Origin of the sequence: Halopenitus salinus (genome assembly GCF_042662125.1) — an archaeon.
GTDB classification, from domain to species: Archaea; Halobacteriota; Halobacteria; order Halobacteriales; family Haloferacaceae; genus Halopenitus; species Halopenitus salinus.
The window spans coordinates 273,575-296,786 of record NZ_JBHSXL010000006.1; the positions used below are offsets into that span (position 1 = coordinate 273,575).

At 68.6% G+C, this 23,212-nt stretch carries 18 protein-coding genes and 1 pseudogene; 5 read left to right on the top strand and 14 right to left on the bottom strand.

The window, feature by feature from the left end; all coding sequences use genetic code 11:
* Window positions 1-17: 17 nt before the first annotated feature.
* From uvrB to ACFQE9_RS07620, 3 genes are all read right to left on the bottom strand, one after another.
* On the bottom strand, window positions 18-2,078 hold the full coding sequence (gene uvrB, locus ACFQE9_RS07610; protein ID WP_379742727.1) for an excinuclease ABC subunit UvrB: 2,061 nt from the start codon (window positions 2,076-2,078) through the stop codon (window positions 18-20).
* Between the two features lie 101 nt (window positions 2,079-2,179).
* Complete coding sequence (locus ACFQE9_RS07615) at window positions 2,180-3,757, bottom strand: ribonuclease FAU-1 family protein (protein ID WP_379742730.1); 1,578 nt, start codon at window positions 3,755-3,757, stop codon at window positions 2,180-2,182.
* Window positions 3,754-4,116, bottom strand: coding sequence for a DUF7532 family protein (locus ACFQE9_RS07620; protein ID WP_379742733.1), 363 nt, complete (start codon window positions 4,114-4,116; stop codon window positions 3,754-3,756). Before ACFQE9_RS07620 ends, ACFQE9_RS07615 begins: the two co-directional genes overlap by 4 nt.
* A 138-nt stretch (window positions 4,117-4,254) precedes the next feature.
* On the opposite strand from ACFQE9_RS07620, the gene ACFQE9_RS07625 reads away from it, so the two are divergent.
* From ACFQE9_RS07625 to ACFQE9_RS07635, 3 genes are all read left to right on the top strand, one after another.
* A complete protein-coding gene (locus tag ACFQE9_RS07625) occupies window positions 4,255-5,256 on the top strand; it encodes a PrsW family intramembrane metalloprotease (protein WP_379742735.1) in 1,002 nt (333 codons plus the stop codon).
* A 132-nt stretch (window positions 5,257-5,388) separates the two neighbouring features.
* Window positions 5,389-5,811, top strand: coding sequence for an HIT family protein (locus ACFQE9_RS07630; RefSeq protein ID WP_379742738.1), 423 nt, complete (start codon window positions 5,389-5,391; stop codon window positions 5,809-5,811).
* A 103-nt stretch (window positions 5,812-5,914) separates the two neighbouring features.
* A complete protein-coding gene (locus ACFQE9_RS07635; RefSeq protein ID WP_379742741.1) occupies window positions 5,915-6,637 on the top strand; it encodes a ParA family protein in 723 nt (240 codons plus the stop codon).
* A gap of 51 nt (window positions 6,638-6,688) precedes the next feature.
* Here the strand turns inward: ACFQE9_RS07635 and ACFQE9_RS07640 are convergent, their stop codons facing one another.
* A complete protein-coding gene (locus ACFQE9_RS07640; RefSeq protein WP_379742744.1) occupies window positions 6,689-7,189 on the bottom strand; it encodes a DUF7858 family protein in 501 nt (166 codons plus the stop codon).
* Between the two features lie 170 nt (window positions 7,190-7,359).
* Here ACFQE9_RS07640 and ACFQE9_RS07645 point away from each other — a divergent pair, with 170 nt between their 5' ends.
* Complete coding sequence (locus ACFQE9_RS07645) at window positions 7,360-8,262, top strand: transcription initiation factor IIB (protein WP_379742747.1); 903 nt, start codon at window positions 7,360-7,362, stop codon at window positions 8,260-8,262.
* Window positions 8,263-8,414: 152 nt separating this feature from the next.
* Here ACFQE9_RS07645 and ACFQE9_RS07650 read toward each other — a convergent pair whose 3' ends face one another.
* The 7 genes and pseudogenes from ACFQE9_RS07650 to tatC all read right to left on the bottom strand — a co-directional run bounded on the left by ACFQE9_RS07650 (window position 8,415) and on the right by tatC (window position 15,148).
* Window positions 8,415-9,059: a nucleotide-binding protein gene (locus ACFQE9_RS07650; protein WP_379743068.1), complete on the bottom strand. Its 645-nt coding sequence runs from the start codon at window positions 9,057-9,059 to the stop codon at window positions 8,415-8,417.
* A gap of 354 nt (window positions 9,060-9,413) precedes the next feature.
* Window positions 9,414-9,890: pseudogene (locus ACFQE9_RS15250) on the bottom strand (DUF7857 domain-containing protein); the annotation flags it as partial.
* Entirely contained in the window at window positions 9,823-10,800 is a 978-nt protein-coding gene (locus tag ACFQE9_RS07655; RefSeq protein ID WP_379742750.1) for a DUF7856 family protein, read from the bottom strand. The pseudogene ACFQE9_RS15250 and the gene ACFQE9_RS07655, both read right to left, overlap by 68 nt.
* On the bottom strand, window positions 10,797-11,135 hold the full coding sequence (locus ACFQE9_RS07660; RefSeq protein WP_379742753.1) for a DUF7855 family protein: 339 nt from the start codon (window positions 11,133-11,135) through the stop codon (window positions 10,797-10,799). The genes ACFQE9_RS07655 and ACFQE9_RS07660 overlap by 4 nt, the downstream gene beginning before the upstream one ends.
* Before the next feature lie 106 nt (window positions 11,136-11,241).
* Window positions 11,242-11,550 (bottom strand): DUF7854 family protein, encoded by a 309-nt coding sequence (locus ACFQE9_RS07665; RefSeq protein ID WP_379742756.1) that lies wholly within the window; start codon window positions 11,548-11,550, stop codon window positions 11,242-11,244.
* Window positions 11,551-13,653 carry a minichromosome maintenance protein MCM gene (locus ACFQE9_RS07670; RefSeq protein WP_379742759.1) on the bottom strand — a complete coding sequence of 701 codons (2,103 nt, stop codon included), beginning with the start codon at window positions 13,651-13,653 and terminating at the stop codon, window positions 11,551-11,553.
* Between the two features lie 139 nt (window positions 13,654-13,792).
* On the bottom strand, window positions 13,793-15,148 hold the full coding sequence (gene tatC / locus ACFQE9_RS07675; RefSeq protein WP_379742762.1) for a twin-arginine translocase subunit TatC: 1,356 nt from the start codon (window positions 15,146-15,148) through the stop codon (window positions 13,793-13,795).
* Between the two features lie 164 nt (window positions 15,149-15,312).
* On the opposite strand from tatC, the gene ACFQE9_RS07680 reads away from it, so the two are divergent.
* Window positions 15,313-17,682: a twin-arginine translocase subunit TatC gene (locus ACFQE9_RS07680; protein ID WP_379742765.1), complete on the top strand. Its 2,370-nt coding sequence runs from the start codon at window positions 15,313-15,315 to the stop codon at window positions 17,680-17,682.
* Between the two features lie 8 nt (window positions 17,683-17,690).
* Here ACFQE9_RS07680 and ACFQE9_RS07685 read toward each other — a convergent pair whose 3' ends face one another.
* The 3 genes from ACFQE9_RS07685 to ACFQE9_RS07695 form a co-directional block, all read right to left on the bottom strand.
* Complete coding sequence (locus ACFQE9_RS07685) at window positions 17,691-18,884, bottom strand: adenosylhomocysteinase (RefSeq protein WP_379742768.1); 1,194 nt, start codon at window positions 18,882-18,884, stop codon at window positions 17,691-17,693.
* A gap of 100 nt (window positions 18,885-18,984) precedes the next feature.
* A complete protein-coding gene (gene uvrA / locus ACFQE9_RS07690; RefSeq protein ID WP_379742771.1) occupies window positions 18,985-21,987 on the bottom strand; it encodes an excinuclease ABC subunit UvrA in 3,003 nt (1,000 codons plus the stop codon).
* 117 nt (window positions 21,988-22,104) lie between these two features.
* Window positions 22,105-23,106, bottom strand: coding sequence for an AI-2E family transporter (locus tag ACFQE9_RS07695; protein WP_379742774.1), 1,002 nt, complete (start codon window positions 23,104-23,106; stop codon window positions 22,105-22,107).
* Between the last annotated feature and the right edge of the window lie 106 nt (window positions 23,107-23,212).

A 23,212-nucleotide genomic window follows, 5' to 3' on the forward strand; every position in this document is an offset into this window, starting at 1 on the left:
GTCGACGGCCGGGGCGCTCAAAACTCCTCGGCGGTCGGCTCGGGGACCGTCCCCTCCTCGCGCTCCTCGAGTTCGAAGGCCGACCGCAGCTCCGCGATCCGGTCGCGGATGTCGGCGGCCAGCTCGAACTCGAGGTTGCTCGCCGCCTCGTTCATCCGTTCCTCGAGCGCCTCGATCTGCTCTCTGGCGCCGTCCTCGGTCTCGACGTCGCCGACCGAGACGCCGCTCGTGTCCGTCCTCGCGCCGGGCAGGTTCGTCTCGCCGACCGGCTTGTCGATCGTCGTCGGGGTGTGGCCGTGTTCCTCGTTGAACTCGCGTTGGATCTCCCGTCGCCGGTTGGTCTCCTCGATCGCCGCCCGCATCGAGTCAGTCACCTCGTCGGCATAGAGGACGACCTCGCCTTCGACGTTTCGTGCCGCCCGCCCCATGGTCTGGACGAGCGTCGTCGTCGAGCGGAGGAACCCCTCCTGGTCGGCGTCGAGGATCGCCACGAGGCTCACCTCCGGGATGTCGAGCCCCTCCCGGAGGAGGTTGATCCCGACGAGGACGTCGATGTTGCCGAGCCGGAGGTCCCGAATGATCTCGTGGCGCTCGAGGGTGTCCGTCTCGTCGTGCATGTAGGCGACGTCGACGCCGGCCTCCTCGAGGTACTCCGTGAGGTCCTCGGCCATCCGCTTCGTCAGGGTGGTGACGAGGGTGCGCTCGCCGCGGTCGATCCGGTCGTCGATCCGCTCGAGGAGGTCGTCGACCTGGCCGGTCGCGTCGGCGATCTCGACCGCCGGGTCGACGAGGTGGGTCGGCCGGACGATCTGTTCGACCACCTGCGCGGAGTGCTCGCGCTCGTAGTCGCCGGGCGTCGCGGAGACGTAGAGGGTTCGGTCCGTCTTCTCCTCGAACTCCTCGAAGGTGAGCGGCCGGTTGTCGTAGGCGGTCGGCAGCCGGAAGCCGTTCTCGACGAGCGAGTCCTTGCGGGACTTGTCGCCCTCGTACTGACCTTTGATCTGGGGGATCGTCTGGTGGGACTCGTCGATCACCGTGAGGAAGTCGTCGGGGAAGTAATCGAGCAGGGTGTAGGGCGGGTCGCCGACCTCGCGGTCGTCCATGTGGACGGAGTAGTTCTCGATGCCCGAACAGTGGCCGGTCTCGCGGAGCATCTCCAGATCGAAGGTCGTGCGCTCGTCGATGCGCTGGGCGGCGACGAGGTCGCCCTCGCGTTCGAAGTGGCGCACCCGTCTGTCGCGAAGCTCCTCGATCTCCGCGATCGCCTCCTCGAGTTTGCCGTCGGGGATCGAGTAGTGTTCGGCGGGGTGGATCAACGCCGCCGGCTCCTGGGAGACGACCTCGCCCTGCATCGGATCGACTTTGAGGATCCGGTCGACCTCCTCGCCCCACAGCTCGATCCGCAGGGCGTAGCGGCCGTACATCGGGAACACCTCGATCGTGTCGCCCCGGACGCGGAAGGTGCCCTGGGTGAAGTCCACGTCGTTGCGGTCGTAGTTCCGGTCGACGAGCTCGGCGAGGAGGTCCTCCCGGCCGATCCGGTCGCCGACCGACAGCTCGAGGGCCATCTCCCGATAGTTCCCCGGGTCGCCGAGCCCGTAGATGGCGGAGACGGAGGCGACGACGATTACGTCCTCGCGGGTGAGAAGCGACCGCGTCGCGGAGTGGCGCAGTCGATCGATCTCCTCGTTGATCGACATCTCCTTGTCGATGAAGGTGTCCGTCTGCTCGACGTACGCCTCCGGCTGGTAGTAGTCGTAGTAGGAGACGAAGTACTCGACGGCGTTGTCGGGAAACAGCTCCCGGAACTCCTCGTAGAGCTGGGCCGCGAGCGTCTTGTTGTGTGCCAACACGAGCGTGGGCCGGTCGAGCGCCTCCGCGACCCACGAGACCGTGTTCGTCTTGCCGGAACCCGTCACGCCGAGCAGCGTCTGTTCGTCCGCGCCGTCCTCGTAGCCCTCCACGAGCGCCTCGATCGCCGCCGGCTGGTCGCCGGCCGGCTCGAACGGGGCGTCGACCCGCAGCGACCGATCGACGGCGGGACGGTCCTCCGAAAGCGGGGAGTCGGCGTCGCTCACGTCCGCCGTTGGCCGCGCACGTACTTGAGCGGCGCGCCCGACGGAAGACCGGATGTGGTGCAGCCGTCGAGGGCGACCGGCGGACCACCCGTTCGACGGTGCTAGACCGCCTTCTCGATCGCGCTCGCGACCGATCGCGCCCGCTCGGCGAGCGGCTCCGAGACGTATCCCGCGTCGACGGCCGCCGCCAACTCGTCGTCGTCGACGCGTTCGACCGTCCCGTCCGCCCGCTTGATCACGTCGACGTGGAGGTCGACGTAGCGGACCGCCTCGGGAAAGACCTCGACCGGCGTGCAGACGTTGAGGTAGGTCCCCTTCACCGTCCCGTCGCCGTCGCGGTAGGTCGTGGGGTACCACCACCGTCCCTCCGTGAACGTCGTGGTCGCCACGTCGCCGGCCTCACGCGGAACGCCGAGCGCGTCGTAGGTGCCGCCGGCGGTCATCGAACGCTCGACGGTCACCCGTCCCGCCGCGGGATCGATCTCCGTCACCTCGCCCTCGCCGAGGACGATCAGGTGTCCGGCGGGCTTGCCGTGGGCGATCCGGACGCGGTCGCCCTCGTTCGGACCGAACTGGTCGTGGACGACCCCGAACGGGAACTCCGGACCGCCCTCTCCCCCGTCCGACGCCGCTCCGCCCGACAGCCCGTCGCCACACAGCGCCTCGGCGAGGTCGACGCCGGCGCTCGCCGCCTCCGATCCGGCCTTGACTCGGTGGTGTCCGGGCATCGTGGTCGCCACCTCGCGGCGACGCTCGTCGAGTTCGAACCGCGACTCCCGGCCGAACCAACACCACGCGCCCGCGGCCGGGAACGCGAGTGGCCGCGGCGCGTCGACCGATCTCTCGCGTGCCGCGGCGATCCCCTCGACCCGCTCCACGGCCCGGGACAGCCCCGCCTCCAGCGCGTCCATTCCGGCGTCGACGGCGGGACGGTGCCAGACGACGCCCCATCCCTCCGGCGGCTCCAGCCCGAGAAGGTCGACCATCCCCGCGAGCTCGCGGCCCGCCGCCTCGTCGTGGGACTCGACGCGCACGCCCTCGCCGGGAACGAGCGACGCCAGGGTCCCCGGCACCCGAATGTTCGCATCGAGCTCGGGGCGGCGGTCCCCCCACGGCGGCGCGGACTCGCGTACCTGCACCCGCATCGTGTCGCCGACCTCGATCCGCTCGTCGGTCGCGCCGTAGGGGAGGTATCCCTCGATCGGTCGGTCGTCGCCCGGCAGTCCGCGGATCTCGGGGACGTTCGCCTCGTCGGTTGGATCGTCCGTCTCGTCGGTCGAGTCGCCCGCCCCGCGACGCTCGCGAAGACGCTCCTCGATCGACGTGATGTCGTCCGCCAGTCGGACGACCGCGCCGCCGCCGAGCGTCTCCGTCACCTCGCCGTCGAAGACGCTCCCGAACGGGGTCGGGTCCGGCCAGACGAACGCGTCGATCCCGACCCCTGACAGTCGATCGGCGACGGCCTCGACCGCCGCGAACTCGCCGTGAGCCCCGACGCCCTCCCGGTCGTCCGTCGTCCGGATCGAGACGTCGACGGCGGCGGGGCCGCGAACTCCGGTCCCGTCCGTCTCGCGAAAGCGCTCGCGGATCGGCGGCGAGGCGTCGACGACCTCGTGGCCGGCCGCGAGAAACAGCTTCGTGAGGGCCGTCGCGTAGATCCCGCGGATCCTGACGTTCATAGGTCCGCGGGGTCCCGGACGAAGCGCACGCGGTCGTGGACCGTCGGTCCGAGGGTCAACTCGACGACCTCCTCCGAGAGGACCCGTCCGTCCTCGACGTAGGCCCCCCACGAGTCGAACGAGAGGTAGCCGCGAAGGTCGCCTCCGTGGGTGTAGAGGTCGACGTGTTCGACCGGGCCGTCGGGGCCGTGTGCGGTCTCCATGTCCGAGTGGAACGTCCCCCCGTCCTCGAAGAACGCCTCGATGGCGTCGGCGTCCTCGCGGACGAGCTCCGCCGCTCGGTCGCTCGCCGCCCGGATCGCCTCGGCGTCCAGCCCCGCCTCCCGAAGCGCCTGCTGGGTGCGCGGATCGAAGTGCATACCCGCGGTACGGACGGCGGGGTTTTGAAGCCTCGCGGTTCGCGGCCGCGGTCGGATGGCGACCCGATCCGGGAGCCGGTCGAATGCGTCCGACCGGAGGAACACCTTACTGGATGGGGATCAATGGAGCGAACACGCATGAGCGATCCGTCCGATCCGATCGAGTCGGCGTCCGACGGGAGCATGGACCTCTACGACGTCGCCACCTGGGAGCCACGAACGCTCCTCGATCGCGTCGTCGTCTCCGGATACTGGAGCATCACGGTCGGCGCGAAGGCCTTCGTGATCCTGATCGCCCTCTCGATCCTGGCCGGGATCGGTGCGATCGGGGCGTTCGGCGATCCGATCGTTCGCATCCTGACGATACTCTCCGCCGTCCCGGCGGCGGCGATCGCCGGCTACGTGTGGTACTCGGACGCGACCACGACGGAGCCGCTGTCCCTTCTCGTCGCCACGTTCCTGCTGGCCGTGTTGACGGCGACGTTCGCGGCGGTGCTCAACTCCGCGGTCACCGGCGCGTTCGGCCCCTTCAACGCGATCGGCCAGGTCGGCTTCTTCTTCCTCGTCGTCGGGCCGGTCGAGGAGACCGTAAAGCTGCTCGCGGTCCGGCTGTACGCCTACACGGACGCGCGGTTCGACGCCGTGATCGACGGCGCGGTCTACGGGGCGGTGGCCGGACTGGGGTTCGCCACGATCGAGAACCTGCTTTACATCTCCCGGAGCGTCGACGCCGTCGACATGGGGATCAGCCTGGCGATCCTCGGCGCGGGAGACGGGATCGCGGCGGTCCGGGCGTTCGCCGGCCCGGGCCACGTCATCTACTCGTCGTTCGCCGGCTACTACCTCGGTCTGGCGAAGTTCAACCCCGACCACCGCGGACCGCTCGTCGTGAAGGGCATCCTCATCGCCGCCCTCATCCACGCCACCTACAACTCGACGGTCGGGCTCGGAGCCGGGATCATCGGCGCCGTCACCGGGCTCGGATCGCTCCCCTCGTTCGTCGTCTACGTGCTCGTCTTCGACGGGATCTTCGGCTTCATCCTCCTTCGGAAGATCTGGCGGTACCGCGAGACCTACCGGACCGTCTTCGCGGAGATCGACGACGACGCGGACCCCGAGTTGACCGAGTTCGAGGAGTGACCGTCGGGACGCTCGGGAAGTGACCGTCGGGGCGCTCGGGAAGTGACCGTCGAACGGGAGACACGGCGTGGAGGATCGAACGTCGTCGAGGCGGCAGAAACCTTCATACGCCGCCGCATCGATCCCTCGGACATGTCCGAGGACTGTATCTTCTGTTCGATCGTCGACGGCGACATCCCGGCCCGAACCGTTCACGAGACCGACGGCGCGCTCGCGTTCCTCGATGCGAACCCGCTCGCGCCGGGCCACACCCTCGTCATCCCGAAGACGCACCACGGCCAGATCGGCGACCTTCCGGCCGACCTCGCCGGCGAGGTGTTCGACGTGGTGACGGAGCTCACCCCGCGGATCCGATCCGCGGTCGACGCCGACGCCGCGAACGTCGGCATCAACGACGGCGAGGCCGCCGGCCAGGAGGTACCCCACGTCCACGTCCACGTCGTGCCGCGCTTCGAGGGCGACGGCGGGGCGCCCATCCACGCGGTCGCGGGGGACCGTCCGGACCTATCGGACGGGGAGATCGACGCGATCGCCGACGCCATCCGCTCGGCCTGACCCGCGACGAGGGACGCTCCAGTTCGAGGCGCCCGACGCTGCGTCCCGCCACGCCCGTTGCCACGTTCCGATCGTTTAACCCGGCGCCGTCCTGCGGACACGTATGAGTGAGACGACGCTCGCGGTCGTGGGCGCGGTCGGCGGCGCCGGGACGACCCGAACCGCGGTGGAGTTGGCGGCCATCGGCGCGCTCTGCGGCCGGAGCGTGACGGTGGTGGACGCGGCCTACGCGACCCAAGGGCTCTCGGAGTACGTGTCCGGACGGATCGCGCCGGATCTGACGCGCCTCCTCGTCGACGACACGGACCGTCCCCTGCGCGATGCGACCTACCGGATCGAGGGGGACTGGCCGGGAACGCTGTCCGTCGTTCCGGTTCGAGCCCCGTTCGAACGGCTGGCACGGGCGAAGGCCGCGGAGCCGGCGAGGGCGCTCGCCTCCCGGATCGAGGAGGCGAGGACGACCGCCGACCACGTCGTCGTCGACACGCCGCCCGTGGCCACGAATCCGGCCGTCGCGGCGGTCACGGCGGCGGAGCGGGTCGCCGCCGTGACGCCCGGCACCGATCACGGCCGCGACGCGCTCCAGCGTCTCCGTGGACGGCTCGCGGACGTCGGAGCCGAACGTGACGTCACCATCGCGACCGGCGAACCGATCGCGGCGGCGGACGCCGTCCTCCCGGATCCCGATCCGTCGGCGATGCGTCCGGTGGTGGATCAACGAAACGGCGCGTACGCCGTCGCGGTGGCGGCCGCCTTCCAGACGTGCTTCGAGACGACCGTCGACGTCGACTTCGAGGAGGAGCGGCTACTCGACCGGCTTCGGTGAGGGGTCCCGCCGGCGATCGCTGCGGGAGGCGATCTCGAGGAGCGGGAGCGTCTATCGGAGATCGTCGGGGAGCGAAATCGATCCGCCGAGGGCGCACACGCCGCCGTCGACGTCGCTCGCGGCCGAGAGCGCCTCGGCGATCTCCGGGATCGGGTCGTGGGTCTCGATGTAAGTCGAAAGCGCGAAGTCCGCCTCGTCCCCGCCGACGAGCGCGAGGGCGTCGCTTCGCGAGTAGCGTCCGGACAGCCACTCGCGAACGATCTCCCGACGTGTCGGCGCCAGGGGATGCAGTCCGTCGATCCCGCACCGGTGAAGCGCCTTCGCGGCCGTCATCGGGGCGACGTTCGCCTCGCGAGCGGCCTCGCCAACGCTCGCGCCCGCGGTGTAGGCCTCGACGAGCGTCGCCGTCGCCGCCGGGGTACACGGCAGGGCGTCGGCGTGCTCCGCGAGCCGGTCTATCGGATCGACGCCGGTGTCGTCGACGACCGCAGCGCCCCGGTCGCGTTGCTCGGCCGTCACCTCGATGCCCGCCGCGATATCCGAGAGCGTCACACGGTTGCTTCCACGATATCGTATTTAAAAATTCGTCTTCGGTTCGAAGCGAAGGAACGTCGGTCCGCGGAACCTATCGGTGACCGGTCGGTTCGACCGCGCGCGCCGGCGTTGATCCCCCCGATCCCTCCCGGGTTTAAGTATGCGATCGGGGCCAAGGTTCACTCGTGATGAGTCAGACCAGCACGACTCAGGTGAGTGGACCCGTCTGTCCGGAGTGTGGCGGCCGTCTCAGAGTTGAGGGAACGGAAACGGTCTGTTCGGAGTGCGGACTCGTCGTCTCGGAGGACCGGATCGACCACGGGCCGGAGTGGCGCTCCTTCGCGGACGACACGACCGATCCGAAACGGACCGGCGCGCCGCGAACGCGTGCGCGCCACGATCGGGGACTCTCGACGGAGATCGGACGGGCGACCAGGGCGACCTCGCGCAAACGTCGTCGGATCGCCCGGATGCGGACCCAGCACAATCGCGCGCGGATCGGGTCGAAACGGGATCGCAACCGCGTCTACGCGTTCACGGAGATCCGTCGGCTGTCCGACGTCCTCGGGCTGCCGGACCCCGTCCGTGACAGGGCGTGTACGCTCTTCGAGTCCGCCCAGGACGCCGACCTCCTTCGCGGGCGGTCCATCGAGGGGTTCGCGTCCGCGAGCGTCTACGTCGCCGCTCGAACCGCCAACGTCGCACGAACCGTTCCCGAGGTGTGTGCGGCCGCGAAGGCCACGGAGGACGAACACCGGGCCGCGTTCGCGGCGATGAACCGGGAGCTCGGGTTGCCGATCGGCGCCGTCCATCCGGCGGAGTACCTCCCGCGGTTCGCCTCGAAGCTGGACTGTTCGTCGTGGATCGAGTCGCGCGCCCGCGAACTCGCGGAAACGGCTGTCGACGAGGGGCTCGTCGGGGGACGAAACCCCTCCGGCGTCGCCGCCGCGTGTCTCTACACCGCGAGTCGCGAGGGGGGCGGCGACGTGACCCAACAGCAGGCCGCCGAGGTCGCCGACGTGACGCCGGTCACCGTCCGGAAGACGTACGTCGATCTCCGCGAGCGCGCCTCGGCGATCGCCGAGGAGTGATCCGATAGGGCGAACGCGAGAACCGACGACGTGCGTTCTCCGAATTGACCGGCCGCGTTTTTCCGCCGTCCCACGAACGTCGTTTCGCGTCCGCCCTCGAACGGTCTTTTCGCATCCCACGAACGTCGTTTCGCGTCCCGCGTCGATCGCGTTTAGAGTCGGCTCGCCAGCGACGTGATCGCCTCTGCCGGCTCGCTCTCCGGGGCGGCGGTGACGATCGGTCGCTCCTCGATCACGGAGCGGGCCACGCGCGGATCCGCCGGAATCGCCTCCGCCGGCGCGCCGAGCGCGTCGGCGATCCGTGCCTTCGGCGGGGGCTCGACGACCCGGTTGATCGCGACCGCGGACAGCCCCGTTCCGAACTGCCGCGCCATCTCGCGCGTTCGGATCGCGTCCGGAAGCGCGAACGCCCGCGGGGAGACGACGAGCACGCAGCGGTCGGCGGCCGCCAGCGGAACGCCCGCATCGGCCCGTCGACCCGCCGGACAGTCGACGATCACCGTCCGGTGATCCCGCTCGATGGATCGAAGGACGCCCGAGAGCCGTCGCAGATCGCTCGCTCGCGCGCCGGCCAGCGAGCGGCCACAGGGCAACACGGTCACGGGTCCGCCTCGGAGACACTCCCGCGGGGTCGCCCGTCCGGCGAGCACGTCGTGGAGGTCGGGGCCGGACCCCTCGGGCAGGTCGGCCATGCTCAGGTCCGCGTCGATCACCACACCGGCGCGTGCGGCCGCCAGGTTGTAGGCGACCGTGGTCTTTCCCACCCCGCCCTTGCCGCCGGCGACGGCGACGATCACGCCAGCCGCTCCAGGGCCTCCGTCGGCACCTCGAGACGCTCGTGGCGTTCGATCAGCGTCCCGCATCGATCCCGAAGCGCTCGAAGCCGATCGACGTCCGCGTCCAACCGCGAGCTCGCGACGGAGTGACCCAAGACCGCCGAACTCGGAGACGGTACGGGTCGCGGATTCGAGCGTGTTCTCCTCGACCCGCTCGAGCCGATCGAGGCGATCCGCGATCCGATCCGGGAGGGCGTCGAAGCGTCTTCGGTCAGCCGCGTCAGATCCCCCTCGATCCGGTTTCTCGGGCGGATAGTTCGCCGGAGTCGCCGTGCCGCCAATGTCGTTGCCCGACCGCGCGAGACAGTCCCGAGGCGGTCTGTGGCCGCCGAGCGTTCGGCGGGCGACGACCGTCGGATGGTCGATGGGGTCCCCCGTCGTGGGTTCCACCGTATCGATCCGTGCCGGCTGCTCGGTACGCGAGGGGGTGGCGACACAGACGTATCCGAACGCCCTCGTGGATCCGGGCGCGAGTCTACAGGTGTATCCGTCGGCGTCCCACCCCGGCTCGGGCACGCCACGACGCCGGGGAGGCAACACGGGGCCGTCGAGCGCGTTCTCGACTCGAACGCGCTTTCGAGCGTCGGCGTCGTTTCGAAGCCGCCCGGTCACGATCGCCAGCCCGCCCCGAGTCTCGAGGGCACACGACAGGTCCATACGCCCGTTGCCGCCCGTTCGTATATCAACGCTCGCGTGCCCGAAGCTCGAGTCTCGCGTGTCCGGGTCACACCCGAACGATCGGGTAGCCGAATCGTCGAGCGATCGACGCCGCCGCCCCATCGAGGGGATCATCTCCGAGGTTCGAACGCCCGCCGGAGACGGATACCACGGGCGCACGCCGACCGGCGATGGCACTCGCGGCGAGCGCGGCGAGAAGCGGGGTGTCTCGAAGGTCGCCGACCCTCTCCTCGTCCGACTCGACGGGAGACGTCTCGGCGGGGAACGCCGTCTCGACGGGCAGTCCCGCCAATCGATCGTGGACCACGGGGGACAGCCGGCGAGCCAGCTGCCGGCGGGCCGCCCGCTCCAGGTTGCCGATCTCGTCCTCGAGTCGGAGTCGTCGTTCGCGGACGTCGCGTGCGTGTCGAGCGCGTCGGCGAGCGCGTTCGAGCTCCTGGCGTGCCGCGATGTGTACCGTCTCGGTCTCGGCCAGATTCGCCGTCGCCTCCGCGAGGCGCTCGCGAGCGGGGTCCGGATCGGCCTCGAGTTCACGCCGGGTCGAGAGCTCCCCGCGAATGGTCGCGATCTCCTCCCGGAGTCGGTCGACGTCCGTGCCCGTCTCGGCGACCCGACGCCGCGCCGCCTCGATCTCGACGGTCGGAACCTCGAGCCGTGACAGTTCCAGTCGGCGGTCCGCGAGCTCGCTTGCCGCGGTGGACGTCCACCCGATCGTTCGCGCCGCCGCAGCGAACGTCGAACGCAACGATCCACGCGACCCGACGCGATCGAGCGCCATCGGCGTCGACGGGGCGACACAGTCGACGTCGATGTCGATCTCTCCGGCTCCACGACGCACTCCGCCGGTTCGGGTGTCGAGACGACAGCCCGATGCGGGACGTATCGCGGCCAACAGCTGGGAGACGAGATCCGGTGGTTCGATCTCGATCGACTCTGGAACGTCCCGGAGGTCGATCGCCACGCCAGATCGCCGGATCCCGCCGATGCGGATCCACGCCGGGGCCACGTCGCGTTCGCGGATCAAAGCGACCGCTCGCGCAGGGTGGCCGGATCCGGGTGTGGCGTGCCCGCAGCGAACTTCGCGTACGGCGTCGAGGGGGATTCGCGATCCGCGTACGCGACCGCGGCCTCGCGAACGTCCGGATCCACCGCCTCGAACTCGTTGAAGGGCCTCGTTCGCTCGATCTGTACGTCCCCCCCGTGTTCGGCTCGCAGCCGAAGGGCCAAGAACGCGCCGTACGCGTTCTCCTCGAGGATCGCCGCACGCCCGAACCGCCGTACGACGACGTCATCGTGGCCCCGACACGCGTTCCGGAGCGCGGTTCGCGCCCTCCGGGAGTACACCATCACCAGTAGCACGCCTCCCCGGAGGAATAACGATGAATTAAGTCCTACTGTTTTCGTAAAATCCGATCGGTTCGTCGACACGTCTATCGGTCCCGAACTCCGGTGTCAACCTCCCCGGCTACAGCCGTTCGACCTCGAACTCGGGAGCGTCGGACGGCTCGCACTCGTCCGTCCCGGCGGCCGACATCGACACGATCCGTTCTGCGATCCGTGCGCGTGCGGCCGCCTTCGAGGGAGCGACCACCACGGTTCCGCCGGCGGGGTCGGGCCCGACGGCCCTGTAGACGTCGGTCGACCCCTCGAACTCCGTCGCGTAGGTGCGTAGGACGGCGACGGCGCGTCGTTCCGTCTCCTCGAGGGTCGCCTCGCCGTGATCGAACTCCCGGAGGGCGTCCTCGAGGTTCCTGATCGCGGATATCCGGTCCATCTAGGTGGTCCGGAGGTGGTTTTGGGTCGGCTCGTACACCTCACCCTTGCGACGCAGCTTCTCGATCTCGTCCTCGGCCTTGCCGGGGTCCATCCCGACCTCGCCCGCGCGCTCGAGGACCTCATCGACCGGGGCCCCCTCCTCGTACTCCTCTTCGATCTCCGCGATCAGTCCCTTCAGGTTCTTGATGCGATCGCGCTGGCTCTTCGAGGTCCCCGTCTCGACCACGTCGGCGTCGAACTGTCCCGTCTCGGGATCGACGCCGATGTCCTTGAGACACGACTCGACGATGTTCGTCGAGCGTTCGGCGTCCTCCCGGTCGACCGTATCGGAGAGCCGAACGCGGGCGCTCGCCTCGGCCAGCCGCACGAGCGCCTCGAGCTGTCGAGCCGTCACCGGAACCGGCGCGTCCTCGTCGACGCCCTTCGAACGGAGGTCGACGTAGAACTCCTCGATGGCGGATTTGGCCTCGTCGGTCATCGTCGGGTAGCAGTTCCGCTTCGCGTACGCGATGTACTTCCGCAGCAGGTCGGCGTCGATGGCGGGCGCCACCTCCTCCGTGACGCCGTCGACCTCCGCCTGCGTGAACTCCGAGGTGGCGAGCTCCTCGCGTTGGGTGTTCAACTCGCCGGCGTAGTTGGTCTTCAGGATGTGCTTTGCGAGCCGGCTGTCGTGTTCGGGGTCCGGCTGGTCGGTCACCGTGAAGATGAGGTCGAACCGCGAGATGAGCGCGGGCTCCAAGTCGATCTGCTCGCCGATCGGCTCGTACTGGTCGAACCGGCCGTACTTGGGGTTCGCCGCGCCGAGCAGCGAACACCGGCTCTTGAGCGTGGCGTTGATGCCGGCCTTCGAGATGGAGATCTTCTGCTGTTCGAGCCCCTCGTGCATCGCCGACCTATCGCCGGCGTCCATTTTATCCAGCTCGTCGATCGCCGCGATCCCCTTGTCGGCCAACACGAGCGCGCCGGCCTCCAGCGACCACTGTTGGCCGTCGCCGAAGTCGTCGCGAACCGCGGCGGCCGTAAGGCCCGCCGCGCTGCTCCCCTTGCCGGACGTGTAGACGGAGCGGGGTGCGATGTTCTCGACGTAGGAGATCATCTGGCTCTTTCCCGTTCCAGGGTCTCCGATGAGCAGCATGTGGAGGTCGCCGCGGATCCGCGATCCGTCGGGGAGGTGTTTCGTCACGCCCGAAAAGAGCTGGAGCACCATGGCCAGCTTCTCCTCCTCGTAGCCGTAGATCGCGGGCGCGATCGACTCGACCATCTTTCCGTAGACGTCCGGGTCGTTCGAGAGTTCGACGATCTCGGCTCTGTCCTCGGTCGTGATCTCCATGTCCTCGAACTCCTCGTCCTCGATGGAGATGGAGACGCCGTCCATGTACAGATCGAAGATCGCGGACTTCTCGTTGCCCTGTTCGACCTGCTCTATGTGGAGGACGCCGACGGCGGTGACGTGGTCCCCGGGCGTCACTTTTCCGGCGATGTCGTCGACGACGTTGACGTCGAGCGCCTGGGGCGTCTCGCCGCCGCGCAGTCCCTCGGGCGACTCCTGGATGCGGAGCTTCTGTGAGTCGATGAACTCCGACTGGTCGAAGTTCACCCGGAAGGGCCCCTGTCGCTCACAGCCTTGACACTCGTGTGGCTCCTGGAAGCCGCCGTCGCTTTGGGGGATGTAGGTCATCGTCCCGCAGCGTTGACACTCGAAGGCGGCGTCCGTGATCTTCGGGCGGACGTCGGTCGCCTTGCGAACGATTCCGCGCACGGAGACGAGCCGGCCGATGTGGTTGTCGTGGACGCGGATGCCGCGGATGTCGATGCTGTCGGGCAGGTTCTCGACCCGCACGTGGGCCTTGCCGAGCCCGACGTCCGCCGGCAGGTCGTAGAGCCGCAGCGCCTCCTCCGCGTACTCGCGCATCTGCTCGGGCTGGCTGCGGAAGTCCTCGGCCAGGTCGCGATCGAACTGGAAGAGGTCGTCGTAGTCGACGTACAGCGACCGCTGCTCGTTGGGATACCGCTGTGCCAACTCGCCGATCTCCTCGCGGTAGTAGTTCCGATAGAACTGGATGAACCGCTCCGTGAGATCCTGATTGCCGGCCTGGGCCATTACGACGCGTCTTCGTCGTCATCACCTAAGAACCCTCCTCTCGCGGAACGGGGAGTTCCGGGTTCGGGGGTGGCGGACGGGGTCCAGATCGAGTCGCAAGTCGGATCGCCGATCGGTGGCCGATCAGGCCACGGATCGGTCAGTTCCCGGTCCACCGCAGGAGCGCGAGCGTGCCCTCGTAGAGCACGATCATGGTGAGCGTGACGATGATCGGGGCCATCCCGGTCGGGTCGGGGCTGAACAGGAAGGCGATCCCCAAGAAGACCCCCCAGAAGATGAGCCGCTTGTCCTCGAGCCACTGGCGGGTGACGAGGTTCATCATGATCGCGAGCATGATGAAAAGCGGGATCTGGAAGACGATCGCCATGAACGACATCATGACGATGATGAGGTTGAACGTCTCCGCGAGCCCGAACGCGATGACGGCGGCATCGGAGGTGTAGGTGGTGAAGTAGCTGAAGATCGCCGGCAGGACGAGGAAGTGCGCAAAGAGGATCCCGATGGTCCCGAGAACGAGACTCGTCGGAATGGCGGCGATGTAGTAGCGCCGCTCGCGGCGATAGAGCCCCGGACGCATGAACCGATAGGTCTGGTAGACGAACACCGGCAGTCCCACGACGACGCCGGCAAGCCCGGCGACCTTGAGCCGGGTCAACACGAGTTCGAGGGGCGCGTACAGCCGCGGCCGGTTCGCGTTCGGCTCGGGGATGTGGTACGACCAGAAGTAGTTGATCAGATCGCTGGAGGAGGGAAACGCGATCAGGACGGCGATCCCCGCGACGAGAAAGACGATCCCGAGCCGTCGCATCATCTCCTCGATGTGTTCCGCCAGCGGCATCTCCTGGTCGGAGTCGGGTCCCTCGACGAGAGGGTCGTCCGGATCGTCGCCCCTCACCGTCGGCTCGTTCACACCGCGAGGTGCATCTTCGGCCTCGTCATCCTCGTCGGCGTTGTCGCCCACATCGGCGTCGTCATCCCCGTCGTCTCCCTCGTCCTCGTCGTCATCCTCGTCGTCGTCGTCCTCGTCATCTTCATCATCTTCATCGTCCTCGTCGTCCTCGACACCGGATCCGGCGTCCTCGTCAGTCTCGTCGCCTTCGTCCTCGTCATCGTCGACGTCTCCGTCCGCGTCGCCTCCGCTTTCAACGCCGGCACCGTCGTCCGGTTCATCCGTCACGTCCTCGACTTCCGTGGCGTCGGGTTTCCCATTCGGATCGTCGTCATCGTCGGAGTCGTCGTTCCCGTCGGACCCGTTGGCCCCGCGGTCGCTTCCGTTCTCGTCGGATCCGTTCGCTCCGTCGTCCCCGTCGCTTTCGGTCGAGGGGTCGCCACGACCGTCGCGATCGTCGTGATCGTCCGGCTCGGAGCGGTACTCGTCCGGATCCTCGGACCCGCCGCTGTCCTCGTCCGTCGTCGCGTCGGCGACCGAGGGGTCGTCGGCGTCCGGCGACGGGTCGTCCGCCGGCGGCTCTCGCGAAGGCGAGTCCTCACCCATTCGTTCGTTGTTGGCCCCCGGGTTATTATAGGCCTTTTTGGATGGCTTCGAGACGTGACGTCGAGACGAGGGTGTGACGTCGGTTCGATCGACGCCTCGGCGTGTTCGAAAACCACGACGTGCGTTCGAAAAGGTTGATAACCGGGACGAGCGTTCGACCCGGTATGGCTAGCGCGCTCGACGAGGACACCCAGCAGGCGCTTTCGGCGGGTCGCGACTCGGCGGCGGCGATCCTCCGGTCGGTCCAAAAGGACCTCCAGAAGGTCTTCGTCGTCTTCCTCATCGCCTTTATCGCGACCTTCTACGCGCTTCGGGTGTACATCTGGGACGCGCTCAAGGGCATCACCGCCGCGAACATGCCCGTCGACGTCGAATCGGAGCTGGAGATCATCGCACAGACCCCCTTCGAGGTGATCCTCCTGCAGGCGAAGATCGGGATGGTCGTCGGCGCCGTCGTCGCGTTCCCCGTCCTCGTCTACTTCGCCCGCGACGGCCTTCGAGAACGCGGGATGTGGCCGCAGTCGCCGATCCCGCGCTGGAAGATCGCGGCGATCGGCCTCCTCGCCACCGCCCTGTTCCTCGCCGGGCTCTCCTACGGCTACTTCGTCTTCTTCCCCGTGATGTTCGCGTTCCTCGCGGAGTTCGGGCTCGACGCCGGCTTCAACCCGAGCTACTCGATCGTGATGTGGACGGAGTTCATCGTCTTTTTGTCAATCTCCTTCGGGCTCGCCGGGCAGATGCCGCTTTTGATCACCGGGCTCTCCTACGCCGAGATCGTCTCCTATGAGACCTTCCGGGAGAAGTGGCGCCACGCGGTCGTGGGCATCTTCGTCTTCGGCGCGATGTTCTCGCCGCCGGATCCGTTCACCCAGATCATGTGGGCGGTCCCGCTCACGGCCCTCTACGGGTTCAGCCTCTATCTCGCGAAGGTCGTGGTCACGGCGAAACGCTCCTCGGACCGGATCGACCCCGTCGCCTCCGCTCGCGGACACTGGAACCTCGTCGCCGGCGCAACGGTCCTCGGCGCCGCGATCGTCTACGCTTTCTACGAATACGGCGGCCGCGAGGCGGCGAACGATCTGATAGCGCTGGCCGGGAGCTCGCGACGCATCTCTCCGCCCGGGGGCGTGGGAGGCCTCGATCCCGCCGTCGTGCTCGGACTGTACGCGACGATCGTAGCCGCGGTCTTCTTCCTCCTCGCGCTCCTGGGCGCCATCTACCGGAACCTCGATGCGACCGCCGCCGGCGCCCGATACGGCGACCCGACCGCGATCGACCTGCGCGAACTCGACGCCGCCGGCGTTCGTGCGGCGCCCGAGGAGGCCTTCGAGGCCCTGAGCGAGGAGGAGGCGCTTGCCATCGCGGGCGAGGCGATAGACGAGGACGACCCCGAAACCGCACGCGCGGTCCTCGACCGGTTCGACGCGGCGGACGCGACGGACGACACGGAGACGGACGACGCCGGGACACCGGACGATGGGACAACAGACGATGCCGGAGGGGACGCGGAGACCGCGGACGATCCCAGATCGGACGACACCACCCACCCGGCCCTCCACGACGACCTCGACGTTTCGGGGTCGACCGACGGTTCGACGGACTCCGGCGGGGACGGGGGCGTAAGCGGGGGAGGCGGTGGGGATGGCGGCGTGATCGGAAACGTCACCGACCGGGCCTCGCGCGCGAGCACGACGTTCATCGACGATTTCGCCGAGGACACCGACGAGGAGGACATCGGCGGCTACTACACGGACCTGAAGTTCATCTTCGACTCGCTGCGGTCCCGGTCGTTCCGGATCGTCGCGTGGTTCATCGCCGTGATGGGCGTGACGTTTACCTGGCTGTACCTCGGCGGGCTCGGCGGGGTTCGCGCCGACTTCCTCGATCGGGTCCCCGATCAGCTGGACGCCGGCCAGGTGACGGTGATCACCCTCCATCCGGTCGAGGCGCTCATCTTCATGGTGAAGTTCTCGGTGCTCGTCGGCCTCCTCCTCACGCTTCCCGTCGTGGCCTACTACGCCTGGCCGGCACTTCGGGATCGCGGGATCGTCCGGGGCCACCGGCGGCGTATCTTCGCGTGGGTCGGCGCGCTCACCGTGGGACTGGTCGGCGGATTCGCGCTCGGGTACGCGTACATCGCGCCCGGGATCATCTCGTATCTCGTCACCGACGCGCTCGACGCCCGGATGGTGATCACCTACCGGATCAACGACTTCCTCTGGCTCATCATCTACACGACGCTCGGGATCGGCGTCCTCGCCGACATCCCCGTGATGATGGTTATCATGAACTCCGCGGGGATCCCGTATGCGGCCTTCCGGACCCGATGGCGGGAGGTGACCATCGCGGCGTTGACCTTCGCCGCCGCGTTCACGCCGGCCGACATCGTGACGATGTTCCTCGTGACGATCCCGGTGTTGGCGGCCTACGTCGTCGGCGTCGGCGTCCTCTTCGTGATAACCCTCGGCGGGCGTCGCGACCTGGCGCCGCCGGCGTCGTTCATCGACGTGACGGAACGGGCGGACGCCGAGTAGGCCTTCCCTCACCTCGTCCGTCCATCGATCGTCACGTCCATCGCGGCCAGTTTTCGGCGGGCGATCTCCCGATCGAGCCGCTCGGGGACCGGGTGGAGCCCCGGAGCGAGATCGACGCCCTCGGCCAGCGTCTCCAGGCTTCGCGCCATCACCGCGAAGGTCGCGTCCATCACCTCGATCGGGTTTCCGGCGCCCTCCGGGGACGCGAGGTTGACGACCCGTCCGTCCGCGAGCAGCCGGATCGTCCGCCCGTCCGGCAGACGGAATCGCTCGACCCCGGGCTCCGGCCGCGTGCGATCGAGCGCCAGCTCCGCGAGCGCGTCGACGTCGATCTCGATCTCGCTTCCGATCGACGCGAGGACGGCCCCGTCGGCCATCGCCTCGAAGGTCTCGCGGCCGAGGACGTCGGGTCGGCCGGTCGCCGTGATCACGAGCGACGCGTCCTGAACCGCCTCCGCCGCCGGCGCGACGTCGTGTCCGTCGGCGAGCGCGCGAAGCGCGGCCCGGGGATCGATCTCGGCGACGGTCGTTCGCGCCCCGAGCGCCCGAAGCTTGTCCGCGATCCCGCCTCCACAGTGACCGTAGCCGATCACCGCCGCCTTCGAGCCCGCGACGAGGGCGTTCGTCAGGCTCGCGATCGCCGAGATAGAGCTCTCCGCGGTGCCGTGGACGTTGTCGAAGTGCCGCTTCATCGGCGCGCCGTTGACGTCGTAGATCGGAAACGGAACGGCCTCCCGCTCGGCGAGCGCCCGAATCCGGGTGATCCCGCCGGTCGTCTGCTCGCAGGCGCCGCGAACGCCGCGGGCGATCGCCGGGCGCTCCTCACAGAGCGGCTCGATGAGGTTGGCGCCGTCGTCGGCGATCAGATCGGGCTCGGCCGAAAGCAGCTCGTGGCGTTCCTCCCGAAGCGTTCCCTCGTCGTCCCCCGGAGCGGAGCGCACTCGAATCCGCGGGTGGGTCGCCAGCCGCTCGACGACGTCGCCGTGGGTCGTCCCCGCCTCGCCGGTCACGAGCACCGCCGCGGCGTCGCCGGCGGCCACCGTCTCGACGAACAGGCCGGTGTGGGGGGTGATCGGTGCCGAGACGCCGACGGTGAGGCCAGCGAAGGGCTCGCGCTCGCGGAACCGCTCGCCACATTCCGAAAGCAGGGGCGCCCGTTCGGCCACGCGGTCGATCGCGTCCGGTTCCGCTGGCTCGTCCATGCCGGATCCGGGAGGCCGTCAGTGAAAACGGTTCTCCCGGAGCCGGTGGTCGAGGGCGGCGATTCGTGTACACCGGGCGGGGTCAAGACTCCGATCGCGATCAGTCGTCGTCCGCCGTCGCCGGCTTTCGCCGGTCGCTTCGGGGCCCCTCGGCGTCGACCGCGGGCAGCATGTCACGGAGGTATCGGCCGGTGTGTGAGTCCTCGGTCCCGGCGACTGCCTCCGGAGTGCCGGCCGCGACGAGCTCCCCGCCGCCGTCTCCGCCCTCCGGTCCGAGGTCGATCACGTGGTCCGCGTTCTTCACGAGGTCGAGTTCGTGTTCGATGACGACGACGCTGTTTCCGTTGTCGACGAGCCGGTGGAGGACGTCGATCAGCTTGCGCTCGTCCTCCTTGTGGAGCCCGGTCGTCGGCTCGTCGAGGAGGTAGAGCGTGTCGCCGGCGTCCCGCTTGCCGAGCTCCTCGGCCAGCTTGACCCGCTGGGCCTCGCCGCCCGAAAGCGTCGTCGAGGGCTGTCCGAGCCGCATGTATCCGAGCCCGACGTCGCGAAGCAGCTGCAGGCGCCGTCGGATGCCGTCGTGGCTCTCGAAGAACTCGTGGGCCTCCGCGACGCTCATCTCGAGGACGTCGGCGATGGTCTTGCCCCGGTAGGTCACCTCCAGCGTCTCGTCGTTGTATCGGTCGCCGCCGCACTCCTCGCAGGGGACGTGGACGTCCGAGAGGAAGTTCATCTCGATGGTGACCGTGCCCTGCCCGCCGCACTCCTCACACCGGCCGCCCTTGACGTTGAAGGAGAATCGACCCTTCTCGTAGCCGCGCCGGTTCGCGAGCTTCGTCTCCGCGAACAGCTCGCGGATGTCGTCGAAGACGTTCGTGTACGTCGCGGGGTTCGAGCGGGGCGTACGGCCGATCGGCGACTGGTCGATGAGCCGGACCGTCTCGATCTCCTCGATCCCCTCGATGGCGTCGTGGTCGCCCGGATCGACGGAGGTGTTGTCGTTCATCTCGCGGGCGAGTCCCTTGTAGAGGACGTCGTGCATCAGGGTGGACTTGCCGGAGCCCGAGACGCCCGTGATCGCCGTGAAGACGCCGAGGGGGAGCGAGACGTCCACGTCGTCGAGGTTGTGCTGGCGCGCGCCGCGGACGACGATCTCGCCGTCGCGCTCGCGTCGATCGTCCGGGACGGGAACCGCCTTTCGCCCCGACAGGTAGTCGCCGGTGACCGACTCCTCCGCCTCGCAGATGGCCTCGAAGTCGCCCTGTGCGACGACCTCGCCGCCGCGCTTGCCCGGGCCGGGTCCCATGTCGATGATCGAGTCCGCCCGGCGCATCGTCTCCTCGTCGTGTTCGACCACGAGCAGGGTGTTGCCCAGGTCGCGAAGCCCCTCGAGGGTGTTCAACAGCCGGTCGTTGTCGCGCTGGTGGAGCCCGATCGACGGCTCGTCGAGGACGTACAGGACGCCGACCAGCCCCGATCCCACCTGGGTCGCGAGCCGGATCCGCTGGCTCTCGCCGCCCGAGAGGGTCGACGCCTCCCGGTCGAGGGTGAGGTACTCCAGGCCGACCTCCTCCATGAAGCCGAGGCGGGCGCGGATCTCCTTGAGGATCTCCTCGGCGATGGTCCGGTCGCGCTCGGAGAGGGTCGCCTCCATCCCCTCGAAGTGCTCGCGGGCCTCGCCGATCGACATCCGATTGACCGCCGTGATCGGCGTGTCGTCGACGAGCACGGAGCGCGACTGCGGCTTCAAGCGCGTTCCCTCGCAGGCCGGACAGGTCGTCACGGCCATGTAGTCCTCGATGTGCTCGCGGGTCGACTGCGACTCGGTTTCGACGTGTCGTCGCTGGAGGTTCGGGATGACGCCCTCGAACCGCTTCTCCTTGCGTCGAACGCCGTTCTTCGTTTTCCGCTCGAAGACGACCTGCTCGTCGGTGCCGTAGAGGAACTGCTCGCGGACGTCCGGATCGAGATCCTCGAAGGGCGTCTCGACCGAGACGCCGAAGTGCGCCGTGACCGAGTCGATCCGGGTGCGGTAGTACGACCGGTTGTACGACCACGCCTCGAAGACGTCCTTGATCGGCTTCGAGGGATCCTCGACGACGAGGTCCTCGTCGACCTCCTTCGTCGATCCGATCCCCTCACACTCGGGACAGGCGCCGTGGGGCGAGTTGAACGAGAACGACCGGGTCTCGATCTCCGAGAAGTCGATGTGACAGCGGCTGCACGCGAGGTCCTCGGAGAACTCGACGACGAGCCGGTCGGCGCCGTTCGACTCCCCGTTCGCCGGGTCGTCGTCCGACTTCTCATCGTCGGCCGTTCCCGCCAGGTCACCCGTCGAGCGTGCCGTCGACCCGCCGAGATCGTCGGCCGCACCGGCGGGGGGATCGGGGACGATCACCTTGAGGACGCCGCCGGCCTCCTCGAGGGCGGTCTCGACCGAGTCGGTGATCCGCGAACGTTCGTCCTCGGAGACCTCGATCCGGTCGACGATCACGTCGATCGTGTGATCGTAGTTCTCGTCGAGCTCGGGGTCGTCGAACGAGAGGTCGTACCGCTCGTCGTCGACCTCGACGCGGGCGTATCCCCGCGAGGTGAGATCCTCGAACAGGTCCTCGAAGGCGCCCTTCTGGTCGCGGACGACCGGCGCCGCGATCTCCGCTTTCGTCCCCTCCGGAAGCTCCATGATCCGACGGACCATCTGCTGGGCGGACTGCTCGCCGACCTCGTGGCCGCATTCGGGACAGTGCGGGTTTCCGATGCGGGCGTACAGCAGGCGGAGGTAGTCGTGGAGCTCCGTGACCGTTCCGACCGTCGATCGGGGGTTGTTGGCGGCGTTCTTCTGGTCGATCGAGATCGCCGGCGAGAGCCCCTCGACGCTCTCGACCTGGGGTTTGTCCATCTGGCCGAGGAAGTTCCGGGCGTACGCCGAAAGCGACTCGATGTAACGTCTCTGGCCCTCGGCGTAGACCGTCTCGAAGGCCAGGGACGACTTGCCCGACCCGGAGAGCCCGGTGACGACCGTGAACTCCTCGCGCGGGATCCGGACGTCGAGGTCCGAGAGGTTGTGCTCCTCGGCACCCCGGACCTCGATGTATTCCTTGCTCATCGTATACCCCTCGGTTGCTCGCGCGCGCGGGAATACCCGTCGGTTGGCGGTCGGCTCCCGATCAGCTCGTCCCGGATGGTTCCCGCGTGCAGCGCACTCAGCGACGCCGGATCCGAGTCACGATCGCTCGCTCACGGGGAGCCGATTGAACTCCTCGGAGAGCTGGGCGGCGAGCTCGGAGACGAGCGCGACGACGAGCGGTCCGGCGATCACCCCGATTGGTCCGACCGTGAGCACGCCGCCGACGAAGCCGATGAAATAGAGGCTCGCCGCGAGGTCCGCCGTCTCGGCGGCGAGCCGCGTGCGGATCACCAGATCCGGAACCCAGCCGATCACGAGTCCGCCGATCACGAGGATCGCGACCGCCAGGATCGGCTCGCCGGCCACGACGTGGGTGCCGGCCAGGGCCACGATCAGTACGCTCGGGCCCAACACGGGGATGAACTGGAGGATCCCGGCGACCGCCGCGAGCGCGACGGGCGAGGGGTACCCGAAGGCGACGAGGACCGGAATCGCGATAAGGAACGTCCCGACGCCCGTCGCCGCCTGGACGACGTAGATCCCGTAGAGGGTTCGCCGTGCGCGGCGGTGGAGGGCGTCGGCCAGCCCGCGGTAGGAGGGCGGGACGAGCGCGATGAGCGCCTTTCGCGTTCGCTGTTCGTAGTAAAGCATCGAGTAGACCACGAAGCTGAACAGCGCGAACTTGATCAACAACACGGGCATCTGGGCGGCGATCGCGGTCGCCACGTCGACGAGCCAGTCGCCCGCCTCGGCGATCACGTCCTGGGTGACGAGGGTCGTCGACCAGCCGCCGATCTCGATGGGAATGGTCTCCGGCGCCTCGTTGAGAAACGCGATCACGGCGTCAAGTCGGAGGAACAACACGACTCCGATGGGCGCGAAAAGGAGGAGGGTGCCGACGAACCCGACGATGGTCGCAACGAACGAGGCGATCCGCCGCGAGGCGCCGTGTCGGCGGACCCATCGACGGACCGGCGAGAGCACGTACGCGACGGTGATGGCGAAGAAGACGGTCGCCGCGACCGTCCACAGGAGGGCCATGGCCACGGCCGTAACGAGCACGAATAGCCCGCCCAGGACGTGCCGTCGCTGTGGCATCGTCCCTCCCTGGGTGCCGAGGGGTAATAAGGATCGGCGGCGATGACCCCACGCCGGACGGCCGGCAACCGACGACGATTACTCGCCGGAGTCGGCGACCGTCGTC

Bases quoted from the DNA above. Each gene is read 5' to 3' on its own strand.
- ACFQE9_RS07665 (WP_379742756.1), bottom strand. From the start codon at position 11,550: ATGGACCGGATATCCGCGATCAGGAACCTCGAGGACGCCCTCCGGGAG.
- ACFQE9_RS07645 (WP_379742747.1), top strand. From the start codon at position 7,360: ATGAGTCAGACCAGCACGACTCAGGTGAGTGGACCCGTCTGTCCGGAG.
- ACFQE9_RS07625 (WP_379742735.1), top strand. From the start codon at position 4,255: ATGAGCGATCCGTCCGATCCGATCGAGTCGGCGTCCGACGGGAGCATG.
- ACFQE9_RS07695 (WP_379742774.1), bottom strand. From the start codon at position 23,106: ATGCCACAGCGACGGCACGTCCTGGGCGGGCTATTCGTGCTCGTTACG.
- ACFQE9_RS07635 (WP_379742741.1), top strand. From the start codon at position 5,915: ATGAGTGAGACGACGCTCGCGGTCGTGGGCGCGGTCGGCGGCGCCGGG.
- ACFQE9_RS07685 (WP_379742768.1), bottom strand. From the start codon at position 18,884: ATGGACGAGCCAGCGGAACCGGACGCGATCGACCGCGTGGCCGAACGG.
- ACFQE9_RS07620 (WP_379742733.1), bottom strand. From the start codon at position 4,116: ATGCACTTCGATCCGCGCACCCAGCAGGCGCTTCGGGAGGCGGGGCTG.
- ACFQE9_RS07680 (WP_379742765.1), top strand. From the start codon at position 15,313: ATGGCTAGCGCGCTCGACGAGGACACCCAGCAGGCGCTTTCGGCGGGT.
- ACFQE9_RS07670 (WP_379742759.1), bottom strand. From the start codon at position 13,653: ATGGCCCAGGCCGGCAATCAGGATCTCACGGAGCGGTTCATCCAGTTC.
- uvrA (WP_379742771.1), bottom strand. From the start codon at position 21,987: ATGAGCAAGGAATACATCGAGGTCCGGGGTGCCGAGGAGCACAACCTC.
- ACFQE9_RS07615 (WP_379742730.1), bottom strand. From the start codon at position 3,757: ATGAACGTCAGGATCCGCGGGATCTACGCGACGGCCCTCACGAAGCTG.
- tatC (WP_379742762.1), bottom strand. From the start codon at position 15,148: ATGGGTGAGGACTCGCCTTCGCGAGAGCCGCCGGCGGACGACCCGTCG.
- ACFQE9_RS07630 (WP_379742738.1), top strand. From the start codon at position 5,389: ATGTCCGAGGACTGTATCTTCTGTTCGATCGTCGACGGCGACATCCCG.